This is a genomic window from Herbaspirillum sp. GW103 (genome assembly GCF_000261365.1).
Taxonomy (GTDB): domain Bacteria; phylum Pseudomonadota; class Gammaproteobacteria; order Burkholderiales; family Burkholderiaceae_D; genus Herbaspirillum.
The window spans coordinates 519,346-533,595 of the sequence record NZ_AJVC01000006.1 but is presented as its reverse complement, the minus strand read 5'-3'; the positions used below and the strand labels follow the sequence as shown (position 1 = coordinate 533,595).

The 14,250-nt window shown below is 59.0% G+C and carries 22 protein-coding genes; all 22 read right to left on the bottom strand.

The annotated features are described in order from the left end of the window. Positions 1-2 precede the first annotated feature (2 nt). The 22 genes from GWL_RS21000 to rplN all read right to left on the bottom strand — a co-directional run bounded on the left by GWL_RS21000 (position 3) and on the right by rplN (position 14,204). Positions 3-1,118: a DUF4150 domain-containing protein gene (locus GWL_RS21000; RefSeq protein WP_008334175.1), complete on the bottom strand. Its 1,116-nt coding sequence runs from the start codon at positions 1,116-1,118 to the stop codon at positions 3-5. Positions 1,119-2,029: 911 nt separating this feature from the next. Next, a complete protein-coding gene (locus GWL_RS20990) occupies positions 2,030-2,668 on the bottom strand; it encodes a peroxiredoxin (protein ID WP_008334172.1) in 639 nt (212 codons plus the stop codon). A gap of 111 nt (positions 2,669-2,779) precedes the next feature. Next, the gene (dsbD, locus tag GWL_RS20985; protein WP_008334171.1) at positions 2,780-4,570 is read right to left on the bottom strand and encodes a protein-disulfide reductase DsbD; all 1,791 of its coding nucleotides are present in this window, start codon (positions 4,568-4,570) and stop codon (positions 2,780-2,782) included. A 34-nt stretch (positions 4,571-4,604) separates the two neighbouring features. Further along, the gene (cutA, locus tag GWL_RS20980) at positions 4,605-4,952 is read right to left on the bottom strand and encodes a divalent-cation tolerance protein CutA (RefSeq protein ID WP_008334169.1); all 348 of its coding nucleotides are present in this window, start codon (positions 4,950-4,952) and stop codon (positions 4,605-4,607) included. A 149-nt stretch (positions 4,953-5,101) separates the two neighbouring features. After that, positions 5,102-5,497: a 50S ribosomal protein L17 gene (gene rplQ, locus GWL_RS20975; RefSeq protein WP_008334167.1), complete on the bottom strand. Its 396-nt coding sequence runs from the start codon at positions 5,495-5,497 to the stop codon at positions 5,102-5,104. A 187-nt stretch (positions 5,498-5,684) separates the two neighbouring features. Continuing rightward, on the bottom strand, positions 5,685-6,662 hold the full coding sequence (gene rpoA / locus GWL_RS20970; RefSeq protein WP_006464909.1) for a DNA-directed RNA polymerase subunit alpha: 978 nt from the start codon (positions 6,660-6,662) through the stop codon (positions 5,685-5,687). A 106-nt stretch (positions 6,663-6,768) separates the two neighbouring features. Then, positions 6,769-7,392 (bottom strand): 30S ribosomal protein S4, encoded by a 624-nt coding sequence (gene rpsD, locus GWL_RS20965; RefSeq protein ID WP_008334157.1) that lies wholly within the window; start codon positions 7,390-7,392, stop codon positions 6,769-6,771. A 162-nt stretch (positions 7,393-7,554) separates the two neighbouring features. Then, on the bottom strand, positions 7,555-7,959 hold the full coding sequence (rpsK, locus tag GWL_RS20960; RefSeq protein ID WP_006464911.1) for a 30S ribosomal protein S11: 405 nt from the start codon (positions 7,957-7,959) through the stop codon (positions 7,555-7,557). A 42-nt stretch (positions 7,960-8,001) separates the two neighbouring features. Then, positions 8,002-8,367, bottom strand: coding sequence for a 30S ribosomal protein S13 (gene rpsM / locus GWL_RS20955; RefSeq protein WP_006464912.1), 366 nt, complete (start codon positions 8,365-8,367; stop codon positions 8,002-8,004). A 28-nt stretch (positions 8,368-8,395) separates the two neighbouring features. Then, positions 8,396-8,509: a 50S ribosomal protein L36 gene (gene rpmJ / locus GWL_RS20950; protein WP_006464913.1), complete on the bottom strand. Its 114-nt coding sequence runs from the start codon at positions 8,507-8,509 to the stop codon at positions 8,396-8,398. A 30-nt stretch (positions 8,510-8,539) separates the two neighbouring features. Then, the gene (gene infA / locus GWL_RS20945; RefSeq protein WP_005663428.1) at positions 8,540-8,758 is read right to left on the bottom strand and encodes a translation initiation factor IF-1; all 219 of its coding nucleotides are present in this window, start codon (positions 8,756-8,758) and stop codon (positions 8,540-8,542) included. A gap of 33 nt (positions 8,759-8,791) precedes the next feature. Then, positions 8,792-10,123: a preprotein translocase subunit SecY gene (gene secY, locus GWL_RS20940; protein ID WP_034351560.1), complete on the bottom strand. Its 1,332-nt coding sequence runs from the start codon at positions 10,121-10,123 to the stop codon at positions 8,792-8,794. Positions 10,124-10,142: 19 nt separating this feature from the next. Next, the gene (rplO, locus tag GWL_RS20935; protein WP_008334147.1) at positions 10,143-10,577 is read right to left on the bottom strand and encodes a 50S ribosomal protein L15; all 435 of its coding nucleotides are present in this window, start codon (positions 10,575-10,577) and stop codon (positions 10,143-10,145) included. 26 nt (positions 10,578-10,603) lie between these two features. After that, a complete protein-coding gene (rpmD, locus tag GWL_RS20930) occupies positions 10,604-10,783 on the bottom strand; it encodes a 50S ribosomal protein L30 (RefSeq protein WP_006464916.1) in 180 nt (59 codons plus the stop codon). Between the two features lie 10 nt (positions 10,784-10,793). Next, positions 10,794-11,312, bottom strand: coding sequence for a 30S ribosomal protein S5 (rpsE, locus tag GWL_RS20925; RefSeq protein ID WP_006464917.1), 519 nt, complete (start codon positions 11,310-11,312; stop codon positions 10,794-10,796). 12 nt (positions 11,313-11,324) lie between these two features. Further along, positions 11,325-11,687: a 50S ribosomal protein L18 gene (rplR, locus tag GWL_RS20920; protein WP_008334143.1), complete on the bottom strand. Its 363-nt coding sequence runs from the start codon at positions 11,685-11,687 to the stop codon at positions 11,325-11,327. A gap of 12 nt (positions 11,688-11,699) precedes the next feature. Next, positions 11,700-12,233, bottom strand: a complete 534-nt coding sequence (gene rplF / locus GWL_RS20915; protein ID WP_008334141.1) for a 50S ribosomal protein L6 — start codon at positions 12,231-12,233, stop codon at positions 11,700-11,702. Positions 12,234-12,243: 10 nt separating this feature from the next. Next, positions 12,244-12,639, bottom strand: coding sequence for a 30S ribosomal protein S8 (rpsH, locus tag GWL_RS20910; protein ID WP_006464920.1), 396 nt, complete (start codon positions 12,637-12,639; stop codon positions 12,244-12,246). A 14-nt stretch (positions 12,640-12,653) separates the two neighbouring features. Continuing rightward, the gene (gene rpsN / locus GWL_RS20905) at positions 12,654-12,959 is read right to left on the bottom strand and encodes a 30S ribosomal protein S14 (RefSeq protein WP_008334139.1); all 306 of its coding nucleotides are present in this window, start codon (positions 12,957-12,959) and stop codon (positions 12,654-12,656) included. A 7-nt stretch (positions 12,960-12,966) separates the two neighbouring features. Then, positions 12,967-13,506, bottom strand: coding sequence for a 50S ribosomal protein L5 (gene rplE, locus GWL_RS20900; protein ID WP_006464922.1), 540 nt, complete (start codon positions 13,504-13,506; stop codon positions 12,967-12,969). A gap of 5 nt (positions 13,507-13,511) precedes the next feature. Next, positions 13,512-13,826: a 50S ribosomal protein L24 gene (gene rplX, locus GWL_RS20895; protein ID WP_008334138.1), complete on the bottom strand. Its 315-nt coding sequence runs from the start codon at positions 13,824-13,826 to the stop codon at positions 13,512-13,514. Between the two features lie 9 nt (positions 13,827-13,835). Beyond that, positions 13,836-14,204 (bottom strand): 50S ribosomal protein L14, encoded by a 369-nt coding sequence (gene rplN / locus GWL_RS20890; RefSeq protein ID WP_006464924.1) that lies wholly within the window; start codon positions 14,202-14,204, stop codon positions 13,836-13,838. Positions 14,205-14,250: the final 46 nt, after the last annotated feature.

Here is a 14,250-nt window from a genome sequence, read left to right as displayed (position 1 = left end):
AGTTATTCTCCTGGTTGATAGTGCGGAATGCGGTCAAGGGATGGGGATGGGGATGGCATTGCGAGGCGGGAAGATCCGCGTAGCTTCGGAATGATCAGCGCGAGCACCAATAGCCCTCCTGTCAACTGCACACCGGTGCTCGAGTGGATCGCGTCGCCGAAATGGTCGATGAGGCTCTTCTTGGGCTCAGCCGCCGTGACCGGTGCCGGATGTTGCGAGGGAGGCTCGTCGTCGCAGTTACAGCGTTTACTGACTTCGAACTTCTCGAAATTCTTTTTGCTACCCGTGTGTCTTTCGGCAATCTTGCGGTAGTCCCTGGCCGCATCGTCTGTGAGCGGATCCTTCCCAAACTTCACATCGAAGATTTTGATCACCTTGCCATCCGGTCCGATACGGGCGACGTCCAGACGGCGTGAATCGGCCCACGGGTATTGCGAGCTGGGCAGGCCCGGGTTGGACTTGCTGCCGATCATCTCCCAGTTGTTGCCTCGGTCGAAGGACACTTCACGCCACATGCGGGCATCGGGATTGGGATAACGACCGTTGCGGGCGTTGGCCGGCCCGCCGTAGTACTTGTCATCGATTTTCTTGCGCATCCATTCCTGGAACGTATGCCCCTTTGGCAGCGGCTGCGGCCCGTCTTTTTTGTGGGTATTCCAGCATTCGCAGGCCAGCTCGCAAATCTCGTCGAAAAAGTCCTGATCCGGCTTGGGCAGATCACGCTGCTTCAGCCCGGCCATGTTCACCGTGTTGCGGTGGTTCATGAACAGCTTGTCGGTGAGCCGACAGGCGGGCTTGCCCTCGAAGAATACGTCGAAGGAGTGGCTGATCCAGTCGGTCTCGGCCGAATGGGTGCCGGAGACCACGCCCCCCATCGACCCGGCTTCGTCGAACACACTCCTGGCGAATTGGCTACCATCCTTGGCAATGCTGTTGCCGCCGTCGGCGAACACGCTGACGGTCCCCTTGATGAGGTCGCGCGAGTAGGCCTCGTTCTGGTAGGGCAGCGGGATGCCCTTGTCGGGCGTCTTGCACACATTGGGCAGCGTGTTGTGGCTGACCCCGCCACTGCCGTGATGGCACAGGCTCAGACCGTTGACGTTGATGGTGATCGCCATGCGCGAATCTCCGGAAGGTTCTCCGCAGACAAGCCAGTACCCGTTCCTCCAGGTCGGGCCATTGGCGGTTGTGCAGACCAACCAGTTTGAGTTGCTGCGCCATGGACAGGCAGTCGATGGCCGATGTCAGCAGCGCAGAGTCCGGTGCCCACTGCAACGCAGCCACCCTCGCGGGCATCAGGTCAGGGATCGCAGTGCTCAGTGCGCTGACAGCGTCGAAGAGCTCCGCATCCTGCGTGGCCAGTGCATAGCAAGTCACCGCGAACAGCTCGGCGCTGCGCACCGGTTCGCCAAGGAGCTTGCGCAGGTGTTGCCGTGCGGGCTCTCCCAGGTGAACCAGCGCGGTCAATGACCCCTGCATACGGTCGTCGTAAGCAACAAGATCGGCGAAGTCCAACGCCGGGTTGGCCAGGCGATCAGGCCAACGACGCCATCCGAAGGCCAACTGATCCGTATGGCGGTCAGTCAGTTTCTCAGCGGTCGTCGCCACCAAATCAGGGAGGGCTGCAGCTTGCTTGACGTTCAGCATTGGCTGCGAGCGCCATCGTTTTTGCCAGCGCCGACTCCCGCGTCAGCGTTTGCAGTCGTGCCGACTGCACAGCAAATGGACCTGCTTCCCATACCGTCTCCAAATTGGCGAAACGGAATACGTTATCAAGATCGTTTACGCTCGATAAGGCTCAGGACAGCAGGCGGAGCCGAAGCGGTGAAAAGGTCCACGGCCCTCGAAAAACCTCCTAGAAATCGTTCTATCAAGTCTTCGCCAGAACGCTTGGCTATTGCACCTTCGGCCAGCTACGTACGATTCCTCTGCGCATAAAAAAACCCCGTGTTCGCAAACACGGGGTTCGTCATGCCTCATCGGAAAGCGCTCCCTCAGAAGCGCTTTCGGGCCGTACAGCGGAACAGGCTTACTTGTTCGGCTGCGGCGTAATGCGCAGGTACGGACGCGGCGACTTGTAGCCCTTGGGATACTTCTGCTTGATGACTTCCTCATCCTTGATCGACAACGGGATGATGACGTCGTCGCCATCCTTCCAGTTGCCCGGGGTGGCCACGGTATAACCGTCGGTCAGTTGCAGGGCATCGATGACGCGCAGCACTTCGTCGAAGTTGCGGCCGGTGCTCATCGGGTAGGTGATGATGAGGCGCACCTTCTTCTTCGGGTCGATGATGAAGAGCGACCGCACGGTCGCAGTTTCGGACTGGTTGGGGTGGATCATGTCGTACAGACCCGCCACCTTCTTGTCCACGTCGGCCACGATGGGGAAGCCGACCACGGTCTGCTGGGTTTCCTCGATGTCCTTGATCCACTGGTTGTGGGCCTCGGCACCATCCACCGACAGCGCGATGGCCTTGACGTTGCGCTTGTCGAATTCGGGCTTGAGCTTGGCTGTCAGCCCCAGCTCGGTGGTGCAGACCGGCGTGAAGTCGGCCGGGTGCGAGAACAGCACGACCCAGGAGTCTCCCGCCCAGTCGTGGAATTTGATCTTGCCGATCGAGGATTCTTGCTCGAAATCCGGTGCGGTATCGCCCAGGCGCAGCGTCATGATGGTCTCCTTGGTTGAACGAGTGAAAACGGGAAGGCTGACTATAACGCGAGGCCAGCCCGCGGCCAACGACTATAAAGTGGTTTTCAAATAACGTGATGCAATGAGCAATTACAGGTTCTGTAGCGTCGAAATGAACTTGTCTGCATCCTGATAACCGATCACACGACGCTGCGCCAGTTCCCGGCCATCGGCATCGAAGAACATGATGCCAGGCGGGCCGAACAGATCGAAACGTTTCAACATGGCGCGGTCATCGGCATTGTTGGCGGTCACGTCGATCTGCAGCAGCAGCATCTGGCCAAAACGTTCCTTCACGCGGGCATCGCTGAAGGTGAAGCGTTCCATTTCCTTGCAGGACACGCACCAATCGGCATAGAAATCCAGCATGACGGGACGACGCTCACCGGCAGCATTTTGCTGTAGTGCGGCATCGAGCTCGGCACCGGAACGGATGCGCACGAAGTCGGTAGCCCCTGCGGCGACCGACTGTCCACGCAGATGCGACAGCGGTGTCAGTGGATCGCGCCCACCCGTGGCGACACTGACCAGCTGCAACAAGCCCAGGGTGACCACCGCCAGCCCGAGCGCACGGGACATCCATCCGGCCGGACGCGTCCACAGCAGGAAGGCGCCATAGCCGATGCCCAGCGCGGCCCAGCCTGCCACCTGCAGCCAGGCCGGGATGACCGGCGACACCATCCACAGCGCCGTGCCCAGCATCAACACGCCAAAGAAGCGCTTGACCGCATCCATCCAGGCCCCGGCACGCGGCAGCAGTGTGCCGGCCGAGGCGCCGATCAGCAGCAGCGGCACGCTCATGCCCGCCGCCATCGCAAACAGGGCGCTACCGCCCAGCACGACATTGCCGGTCTGGCTGATGTAGAGCAGCGCACCGGCCAGCGGGGCAGCTACGCACGGGCCGACGATCAATGCCGAGATCGCGCCCATCAGGAATACGCCCAGCCATTTGCCACTGCCGCCGCCAGAGGCTGTGGATAATCTGGATTGCAGCGAAGCGGGTACCTGCAGCGTGTAGAGATCGAACATTGACAAGGCCAGTCCGGCCATCAGGACTGCGAAGGCACCCAGTACCCAGGGATTCTGCAGGTAGGCGGACAGGCCTTCTCCCAGCATCCCGGCCGCTACGCCCAAGGCGGTATAGACCAGCGCCATGCCGAGCGAGTAATCCACCGAAAGCAGGAAGCTGCGGCCCCGGCTGCCCCCCGTCGTCGACTGCTGCCCAACGATGATGGACGACAGGATCGGCAGCATCGGCAACACGCAGGGCGTAAAGGACAAGCCGATGCCCAACAAGAAGAATAGCGTGAGGACAGGCCACAGCTTGCCTGCCCTGAGCACGGCGGTGATGCGGTCAACATCACTGCCACCGGAGCCGACCGCTTCAGCGCCCGTACCGACCGGACTGACGCTCTGGCCGATGGCCTGGGGCGACAGGGACAGCTTCAAGGTCATCGGTGGATAACACAAGCCCTTGTCGGCACAACCTTGCGACACGGCCGAAATGACAAAATCCTTCACTGCACCGCTGACCGGAATACGTACGGTCACCGCCTGGTGGTAGGTTTCGACTTCCTTCTGGAAGTTTTCGTCATACTTGCGTTTACCCTCCGGAAACCGGGGTTCCCCCAGCGTGGCGCCGTCGGCGCTGAAGTGAAAGCGGTCCCGGTACATGTAGTAGCCATCGGCGATGCGATAACTCAGCTCCACGGTCTGGGCATCGATCATGCGGCCGCTGAGCTGGAAGGCTTGTTCGGGCGGCAGGTAATCATCCGCCGCCCTGGCGGCCTTGGCCATCAGCAGGCCGAGCAGCGCCACGAGCGCCAGCACGACCAGCAGGGGAAATCTTGTCAGGCGCTCGCGCCGGTTGATGCGATTCAACGGTAGTCCTCGTTCGAAAGGGGGTGGTCTGTGCTTACACGCGCAGGGGCCGTGCGGTCTCATCCTGCATCCACGCCAGGTAGGCCGGCAGGCCCGCGGCGATAGGCAAGGCAATGATCTCCGGCACGTCGTAGGGGTGGGCCCGGACGATAGCCTGCTCCAGCTCTTGATAGCGCGCCTGGGTCGTCTTGATCAGCAAGGGGATCTCGGTATCGCGCTCAACCTTGCCCTGCCAGCGATAGACCGACCGTACCGGCGCCAGCACATTGACGCAGGCGGCCAGGCCCTGTTCTAGCAGCGCATCGGCAATGCGTTCGGCCAGGGCCTGGTCGGGCACATTGGCCAGTACCAGCAGTGGTTGATTCAACAGGGATGCGGACATGGAAAGCTCTCCTTGCAGAGACCGTATTCAACCACATCCAGAGCCCGGGCGTGACGGCGCTCAGCAAGCGGATGAAAGAAAATGCAGGCGCGCAAAACAAAAAAGCCAGGCAGAGCCTGGCTTTTTTGGATGATGCGGCGTCCGGTGAATTATTCAGCGGTCGGCGCGTCAGCAGCGTCGGTGACTTCCGGACGATCGACCAGCTCAACGAAGGCCATCGGTGCGTTGTCGCCTTGGCGGAAGCCCATCTTCAGGATGCGCAGGTAGCCGCCGTTACGGGCAGCGTAGCGCGGGCCCAGTTCGGAGAACAGCTTGCCGACGATTTCGCGGTCGCGCAGGCGGTTGAAAGCCAGGCGCTTGTTGGCCAGGGTGTCGGTCTTGCCCAGGGTCAGGATAGGCTCGACGACGCGGCGCAGTTCCTTGGCCTTCGGCAGGGTGGTCTTGATGGCTTCATGACGCAGCAGCGAAACAGTCATGTTGCGCAGCATGGCCAGACGGTGGGACGAAGTACGATTCAGTTTGCGGAGACCGTGACGGTGACGCATGGTAATTTCCTTTCAGGTTACAGTTTTGATCCAGTTCTTCTATCGGCAGGCCAGCTGGGCTGTCCAGACCGCGGACCGGTAAATATCGGATAAAAGTTCTTTGTTACGGATGTGACGACTACTTCAGGTACAGCCTCAAGTCAGCCTGGCGGTGCGGCTTGCACCGCAGCCCGCCAGGTGACGTGAATTACTTTTCCAGACCAGCCGGCGGCCAGTTTTCCAGCTTCATGCCCAGGGTCAGGCCACGCGAAGCCAGGACTTCCTTGATTTCGTTCAACGACTTGCGACCCAGGTTCGGGGTCTTCAGCAGTTCGTTCTCGCTGCGCTGGATCAGGTCGCCGATATAGTAGATGTTCTCGGCCTTCAGGCAGTTTGCCGAACGCACGGTCAGCTCCAGATCGTCCACCGGACGCAGCAGGATAGGATCGACCTGCGGTGCGCGCGACGGTGCTTCCGCAGTCGCTTCGGTGCCTTCCAGGGCGGCGAACACGTTCAGCTGATCAACCAGCACGCGCGCCGATTGGCGGATCGCTTCTTCCGGGGTGATGACGCCGTTGGTCTCGATGTTCATGACCAGCTTGTCCAGGTCGGTACGCTGTTCCACACGCGCGGATTCGACCGCGTAGGACACGCGACGCACCGGCGAGAACGACGCGTCCAGGATGATGCGGCCGATGGTCTTGTTGGTGTCTTCGGACAGGCGACGCACGTTGCCCGGCACGTAGCCACGGCCCTTTTCGACCTTGATCTGCATGTCCAGCTTGCCGCCACCGGTCAGGTTGGCGATGACGTGATCCGGGTTGATCAGTTCGACGTCATGCGGCAGATCGATATCGGAAGCCAGGACGGCACCTTCGCCTTCCTTCTTCAGGGTCAGAGTGACTTCGTCACGGTTGTGCAGCTTGAAGACCACGCCCTTCAGGTTCAGCAGAATGTCGACCACGTCTTCCTGCACGCCGTCCAGCGACGAATATTCGTGCACCACACCAGCGATGGTCACTTCGGTGGGAGCGTAACCGCTCATGGTCGACAGCAGGACGCGACGCAGCGCGTTGCCCAGGGTGTGACCGTAACCACGCTCGAACGGCTCCATCACGACCTTTGCGTGACCGGGGGCCAGGGTTTCCACTTCGATGATGCGGGGCTTCAACAAACTGTTTTGCATGAATTGTCCTTTTCAATACCCTCGGCTCGTTACACCGATAAGGCTGATGGCAGTTCGGAAAAATGCCCACCATGAGGTGGGCACAGGGGTACGGCGGTACTACGAATTAACGCGAGTACAGTTCGACGATCAGCGATTCGTTGACGTCGGCAGCGATTTCGCTACGGTCCGGCGAGGACTTGAAGGTGCCTTCCAGCTTCTTCGAATCCACGGAAACCCACTGCGGGAAACCGTTCGATTCGGCCAGCGACAGGGCTTCGGCGATACGCACTTGCTTCTTGGCCTTTTCACGGATGGCGATGACGTCGCCAGCCTTGACGGAGTAGGAAGCGATGTTGACGACTTGACCGTTCACGGTCAGGGCCTTGTGGGACACCAGCTGACGCGCTTCAGCGCGGGTCGAGCCGAAGCCCATGCGGTAGACGACGTTGTCCAGGCGCGATTCCAGCAGCTTCAGCAGGGTTTCGCCGGTGTTGCCCTTGCGGCGGTCGGCTTCAGCGAAGTAGCGGCGGAACTGACGCTCGAGGACGCCGTACATGCGCTTGACCTTCTGCTTTTCACGCAGCTGGTTGCCGTAGTCGGAGGTGCGGGCGCCCGAAGTGCGGCCGTGCTGACCCGGCTTGGAATCCAGCTTGCACTTGGAATCCAGCGAGCGGCGTGCGCTCTTCAGGAACAGGTCGGTGCCTTCGCGGCGGGAGAGTTTTGCTTTCGGTCCGATATAACGTGCCACGGTATTTCCTTTATCAATGACGTCCCATGTTGCCGGACGCTAGTCTGACCTGCATGCGGCCAGACAGTGGTCTTAAGAACAAAACCCGCCAAGGTGATTGGCGGGTGATTTGCCTGCGCTTTTGCCTGACGAACAGGCGAAAGCGCAAGATTATACTACAACTTAGATGCGACGGCGCTTCGGCGGACGGCAGCCGTTGTGCGGGACCGGAGTCACGTCCTGGATCTGGGTGATCTTGATGCCCAGGTTGTTCAGAGCGCGCACTGCGGATTCACGGCCCGGGCCGGGGCCCTTGATACGCACTTCCAGGTTCTTGATGCCGCATTCGATGGCAACCTTGCCGGCGCTTTCAGCGGCGACCTGGGCTGCGAACGGAGTCGACTTGCGCGAACCCTTGAAGCCAGCACCACCCGAAGTTGCCCACGACAGAGCGTTGCCCTGACGGTCGGTGATCGTGATGATGGTGTTGTTGAACGAAGCGTGAACGTGCGCGATGCCTTCAGCAACGTTCTTCTTGACTTTCTTGCGAACACGCGATGCTGCTGCGTTGTTGGGGGACTTTGCCATAATTTCTTCCTTGAATCCGACCAGTGCTTGCGCCTGCCGGGATTATTTCTTCAGCGATTGAGCGGCCTTGCGCGGACCCTTGCGAGTACGGGCGTTGGTGCGGGTGCGTTGACCACGGACCGGCAGACCACGACGGTGACGCAGACCGCGGTAGCAACCCAGGTCCATCAAACGCTTGATGTTCATGGACAACTCACGGCGCAGATCGCCTTCCACGACGAACTTGGCGATTTCGTCACGCAGCTTTTCCAGCTCGTTATCGTCCAGGTCCTTGACCTTCTTGTTGGTCGGAACGCCGGTAGCAGCGCAGATGTCTTGTGCGCGGGGACGGCCAATACCATAGATGGCGGTCAGGCCGATCACGGTGTGCTGATGGTTGGGGATGTTAACCCCTGCAATACGTGCCATTCGTTATTCCTCGATCAATAACGTTAAGTTAACCCTGGCGCTGCTTATGACGGGGTTCGGTGCAGATCACACGAACGACGCCATTGCGCTTGATGATTTTGCAGTTGCGGCAGATCCGCTTGACTGATGCGAGCACTTTCATTGTGGCCCTCTTTCTTTCAATGTTTCACTGTTACTTGGTTCGGAACACGATACGTGCCCGGCTCAAATCGTAAGGCGTCAGTTCCACCGTTACCTTATCGCCGGGCAAGATACGGATGTAATTCATGCGCATCTTGCCGGAAATATGGCCGAGTACAACGTGACCGTTTTCCAACTTAACCCTGAATGTCGCGTTGGGCAGATTTTCAAGAATCTCGCCCTGCATCTGAATAACGTCGTCTTTTGCCATTCCGTGTCTTCTTCCTCTGGAGCATGAGCCCGCTTATCGCGGTGTCATGCCACCCTTGAAATTAGCTTTGCGGAGCAACGATTCATACTGCTGAGACATCACATAGTTCTGCACTTGGGCCATGAAATCCATCGTCACGACCACAATGATCAGCAGCGATGTGCCACCGAAGTAGAACGGAACCTTCCAGCGTGCGATCAGGAACTCTGGCAGCAGGCACACCAGGGTGATGTACACGGCGCCGGCCAGGGTCAGGCGCATCAAGATCTTGTCGATATAACGCGCGGTCTGGTCACCCGGACGGATACCCGGAACAAACGCACCACTCTTCTTCAGGTTGTCTGCCGTTTCCTTGCTGTTGAACACCAGTGCGGTGTAGAAGAAGCAGAAGAAGACGATAGCTACCGCATACAGCAACGCATGGATCGGTTCGCCTGGTGCCATCGATGCCGCCAGATCCTTCAGGAAACGAATGAAGGGGTTCGACGTATCACCGGAGGTGAACCAGCTGGTGATCGTGGCCGGGAACAGAATGATCGACGATGCAAAGATCGGCGGAATCACACCAGCCATGTTCAGCTTCAGCGGCAAGTGGCTGCTCTGGCCACCGTAGATCTTGTTGCCGACCTGACGCTTCGCATAATTCACCAGGATCTTGCGCTGACCACGTTCGATGAAGACCACCAGGAACGTTACCAGCGCCACGATCGCACAGATCAGGATTGCCGAGAGGGCATTCATCGAACCGGTACGAACCAGCTCGAACAGGCCACCCAGAGCATTCGGCAGACCCGCCGCAATACCGGCGAAGATGATGATCGAGATGCCATTGCCCAGACCACGCTCAGTGATCTGTTCACCCAGCCACATCAGGAACATCGTACCGGTAATCAAGGTCACCACCGTGGTCAGACGGAAGGCCAGACCCGGATCCAGCACCAGGCCGGCTTGCGATTCCAGCGCCACCGCAATGCCCAGCGCCTGGAAGGTCGCCAGCACCAAGGTGCCGTAACGGGTGTACTGCGTGATCTTGCGACGACCGGCTTCACCCTCTTTCTTCAATGCTTCCAGCTGCGGCGAAACCACCGACAGCAGCTGCATGATGATCGATGCCGAGATATACGGCATGATCCCCAGTGCGAAGATCGTAAAGCGCGACAGGGCACCACCGGAGAACATGTTGAACATGCCCAGAATGCCGCCCTGATTCTGCTTGAACAGCTGCGCCAACTGCGTCGGATCAATACCCGGAACCGGGATATGTGCACCGATGCGATAAACGATCAACGCCCCCAGCAGGAACCACAAACGACCCCAGGGGAATCCTTTTGCGGCGCCTTTTGCTAATTGAGGAGTAGTTGCCAATTAATGCTCCGGGACCGGATCACTCAGCGATGGAACCACCGGCAGCTTCGATAGCGGCCTTGGCACCAGCGGTTGCGATCAGACCCTTGACGGTTACCTTCTTGGTCAGTTCGCCAGCCTTGATGATACGCACGACACGAGCCAGTTCCGACACGAGGCCGGCTTGCTTCAGTGCCAGCACGTCGATCTCGGCGACGGGCAGCTTTTCCAGGTCGGACAGGCGCACTTCAGCCTTGTAAGGCGTAGCCAGCGACTTGAAACCGCGCTTGGGCAGACGACGTTGCAGGGGCATCTGGCCGCCTTCAAAGCCGACCTTGTGGAAACCGCCCGAACGCGACTTCTGACCCTTGTGGCCGCGACCAGCGGTCTTGCCCAGGCCAGAGCCGATACCACGACCGACGCGACGCTTAGCGTGCTTGGCGCCGTCTGCGGGTTGGATAGTGTTTAATTGCATGATTCGCTCCGTTCGCAAGCCGAGGCTTACGACACAACTTTCACAAGATAGGACACTTTGTTGATCATGCCGCGCACCGACGGGGTGTCTTCCAGTTCGGACACCGAGTTGACGCGACGCAGACCCAGACCGCGCACGGTAGCGCGGTGGTCCTGACGAGTACCGATCAGACCCTTGACCAGCTTGACTTTGATTGTGTTAGCCATCTCGATCACCTTAGCCCAGGATTTCTTCGACCGACTTGCCGCGCTTGGCAGCAATTTCAGCCGGAGTGTTCATCTTCGACAGACCGTCCAGGGTGGCACGGACCATGTTGTAGGGGTTGGTCGAACCAGTCGACTTGGCCACCACGTTGGTCACGCCCATCACCTCGAAGATCGCGCGCATCGGACCACCGGCGATGACGCCAGTACCGTCCTTGGCCGGCGAGATCATCACCGACGAAGCGCCGTGCTTGCCGATGACGGTGTGTTGCACGGTACCGTTCTTCAGGGTCACCTTGATCAGCTTGCGACGAGCTTCTTCCATCGCCTTCTGCACGGCCACGGGCACTTCCTTGGACTTGCCCTTGCCCATGCCGATACGGCCATCGCCGTCACCGACCACTGCCAGCGCTGCGAAACCCATGATGCGGCCGCCCTTCACCACCTTGGTGACGCGGTTGACCGCGATCATTTTTTCGCGCATGCCGTCATCAGGCTTGTCGCTTTGCGTTTTCGATTGCATTTTTGCCATGATCGATAATCCTTAGAACTTCAGGCCGGCTTCACGCGCAGCCTCAGCCAGCGCCTTGACGCGACCGTGATAACGGAAACCGGAGCGGTCGAATGCGACTTCAGTCACACCGGCCTTCAGAGCCTTCTCCGCCACGCGCTTGCCGATCAGTGCAGCAGCGGCAGCATTGCCGCCCTTGCCGGTCTGACCTGCCAGCTGGGCGCGGACTTCTGCTTCCAGGGTGGAAGCGGAAGCCAGCACGTTGGCGTCGGGGCCGATGACGCTGGCGTAGATGTGCGTGTTGGTACGGTGCACAGCCAGACGATTCACCTTCAGTTCTGCGATCTTGGCGCGAGTCTGAGTCGCACGGCGCAGGCGAGATTGTTTCTTGTCCATCGTCAACCCCTATTACTTCTTCTTGGTTTCTTTGAGCGTCACCACTTCGTCAGCGTAGCGCACACCCTTGCCCTTGTAGGGTTCGGGTTCGCGGTACGCGCGAATTTCAGCGGCGACCTGGCCAACCACCTGGCGATCGATACCCTTGATCAGGATCTCGGTCTGGGTCGGGGTCTCAACCTTGATGCCGGCGGGCATCTGGTGAACGATGGGGTGCGAGAAGCCCAGCGACAGGTTCAGCTTGTCGCCTTGTGCTTGTGCACGGAAACCCACGCCAACCAGGTTCAGCTTCTTTTCGAAGCCCTTGGTGACGCCGTTGACCATGTTGTTGACCAGAGCACGCAGGGTGCCCGACATCGCGTTGGCTTCGCGGCTGTCATCAGCCACTTCGAAGCTCAGCGAGCCATTGTTGTTGACCACCTTGACCTTCTTGGTCAGCGGTTGGGTCAAGGAGCCCAGCGGGCCCTTGACGGTGATTTGCTCTGCAGTGATGGTCGCTTCCGCGCCATTCGGCAGTGCAACAGGCATTTTACCTACACGAGACATCTTGCACTCCTTAGGCCACGTAGCAAATCACTTCGCCACCGACACCGGTTGCGCGTGCTTTGCGATCAGTCATCACGCCGCGCGGGGTGGACACGATTGCCACACCCAGGCCGTTCATGACGTTGGGGATATCGTCCTTGCCCTTGTAGATGCGCAGACCCGGACGGGATACGCGCTCCAGGCGCTCGATGACCGGACGGCCAGCGTAATACTTCAAACCGATTTTCAATTCAGCCTTGCCATCAGCGGCAACAACGGCGAAATCTTCGATATAGCCCTCGTCCTTGAGGACGTTGGCAATGGCGACCTTCACTTTGGAAGACGGCATGACGACGGTAGTCTTGTTCACGCCTTGCGCATTGCGGATACGGGTCAGCATATCGGCGATAGGATCGCTCATACTCATTGCTTCTTCTCCTATTACCAGCTAGCTTTGGTCAAACCCGGGATTTCGCCGCGCATGGCGATTTCACGGACCTTGATACGGCCCAATCCGAACTTGCGGAAAGTACCACGGGGACGGCCAGTCAGTGCGCAACGGTTGCGTTGACGGGTCGGAGCGGAGTTACGCGGCAGAGCCTGCAGCTTCAGGCGGGCTTCGTAACGCTCTTCTTCCGACTTCGATTGGTCGTCGATAATAGCCTTCAACTCGGCGCGCTTGGCAGCATACTTCTTCACCATTTCTGCGCGCTTCTGTTCACGGTTAATCAGTGCCAGTTTTGCCATGGCATCCTCAGTTTCTGAACGGGAATTTAAATGCGGCGAGAAGCGCCTTCGCTTCGTCGTCGGTCTTTGCAGTCGTGGTGATGCTGATGTTCATGCCACGCAGTGCATCGATCTTGTCGTACTCAATTTCGGGGAAGATGATCTGCTCTTTCACACCGATGTTGTAGTTGCCACGACCATCGAACGCACGACCCGACACGCCACGGAAGTCACGCACGCGCGGCAGGGCCACGGTGATCAGACGATCCAGGAATTCGTACATGCGGGCGCCACGCAGGGTCACCATGCAACCGATCGGGTAGCCTTCGCGGATCTTGAAACCTGCGATAGCCTTGCGAGCCTTGGTCACCACCGGCTTCTGGCCAGCAATCTTGGTCAGATCGCCAACGGCGTGCTCGATGATCTTCTTGTCCGCAACTGCTTCGGACAGACCCATGTTCAGGGTGATCTTCAGGATGCGCGGAACTTCCATCACCGACTTGTACGAATACTTCGTAGTCAGATCGGCGACGACCTTATCTTTATAAAACTGTTGAAGACGTGCCATGATGTTTAAACCTTAACGACTTCGCCGTTGGACTTGAAAGCGCGGACCTTCTTGCCGTCCACTTCCTTGTAAGCCACACGATCTGCCTTGCCGGTCGCAGCGTTGAACAACGCGACGTTCGACACATGAATTGGCATCAGCTTATCGACGATGCCGCCAGTTGCACCCGTCATCGGGTTCGGACGGGTCGCCTTCTTTGCGACATTCACGCCTTCCACGATGACATAATCGGCGTCCACACGAGCAGTCACGACACCGCGCTTGCCCTTGTCTTTGCCGGTCAACACGATGACTTCATCGTTTTTACGAATCTTTGCCATGACTACTCCTTACAGAACTTCAGGCGCCAGGGAGACGATCTTCATGAAGCGCTCTGTACGCAGCTCACGAGTCACCGGCCCAAAGATACGGGTGCCGATGGGCTCCAGCTTGGCGTTCAGCAGGACGGCAGCATTACCATCGAACTTGACCAGCGAACCATCCTGACGACGCACGCCCTTGGCGGTGCGAACGACGACAGCGTTATAAATTTCACCCTTCTTGACGCGACCACGCGGTGCTGCGCTCTTGACAGTAACCTTGATCACATCGCCAATGCCCGCGTAGCGGCGCTTGGAACCACCCAAGACCTTGATGCACAGAACTTCGCGCGCACCAGTGTTGTCGGCCACTTCGAGCCGGCTTTCAGTTTGAATCATGATATTTTCTTTCCCAACTTAATCCGCTTCGCAGGATGCGCTGGCG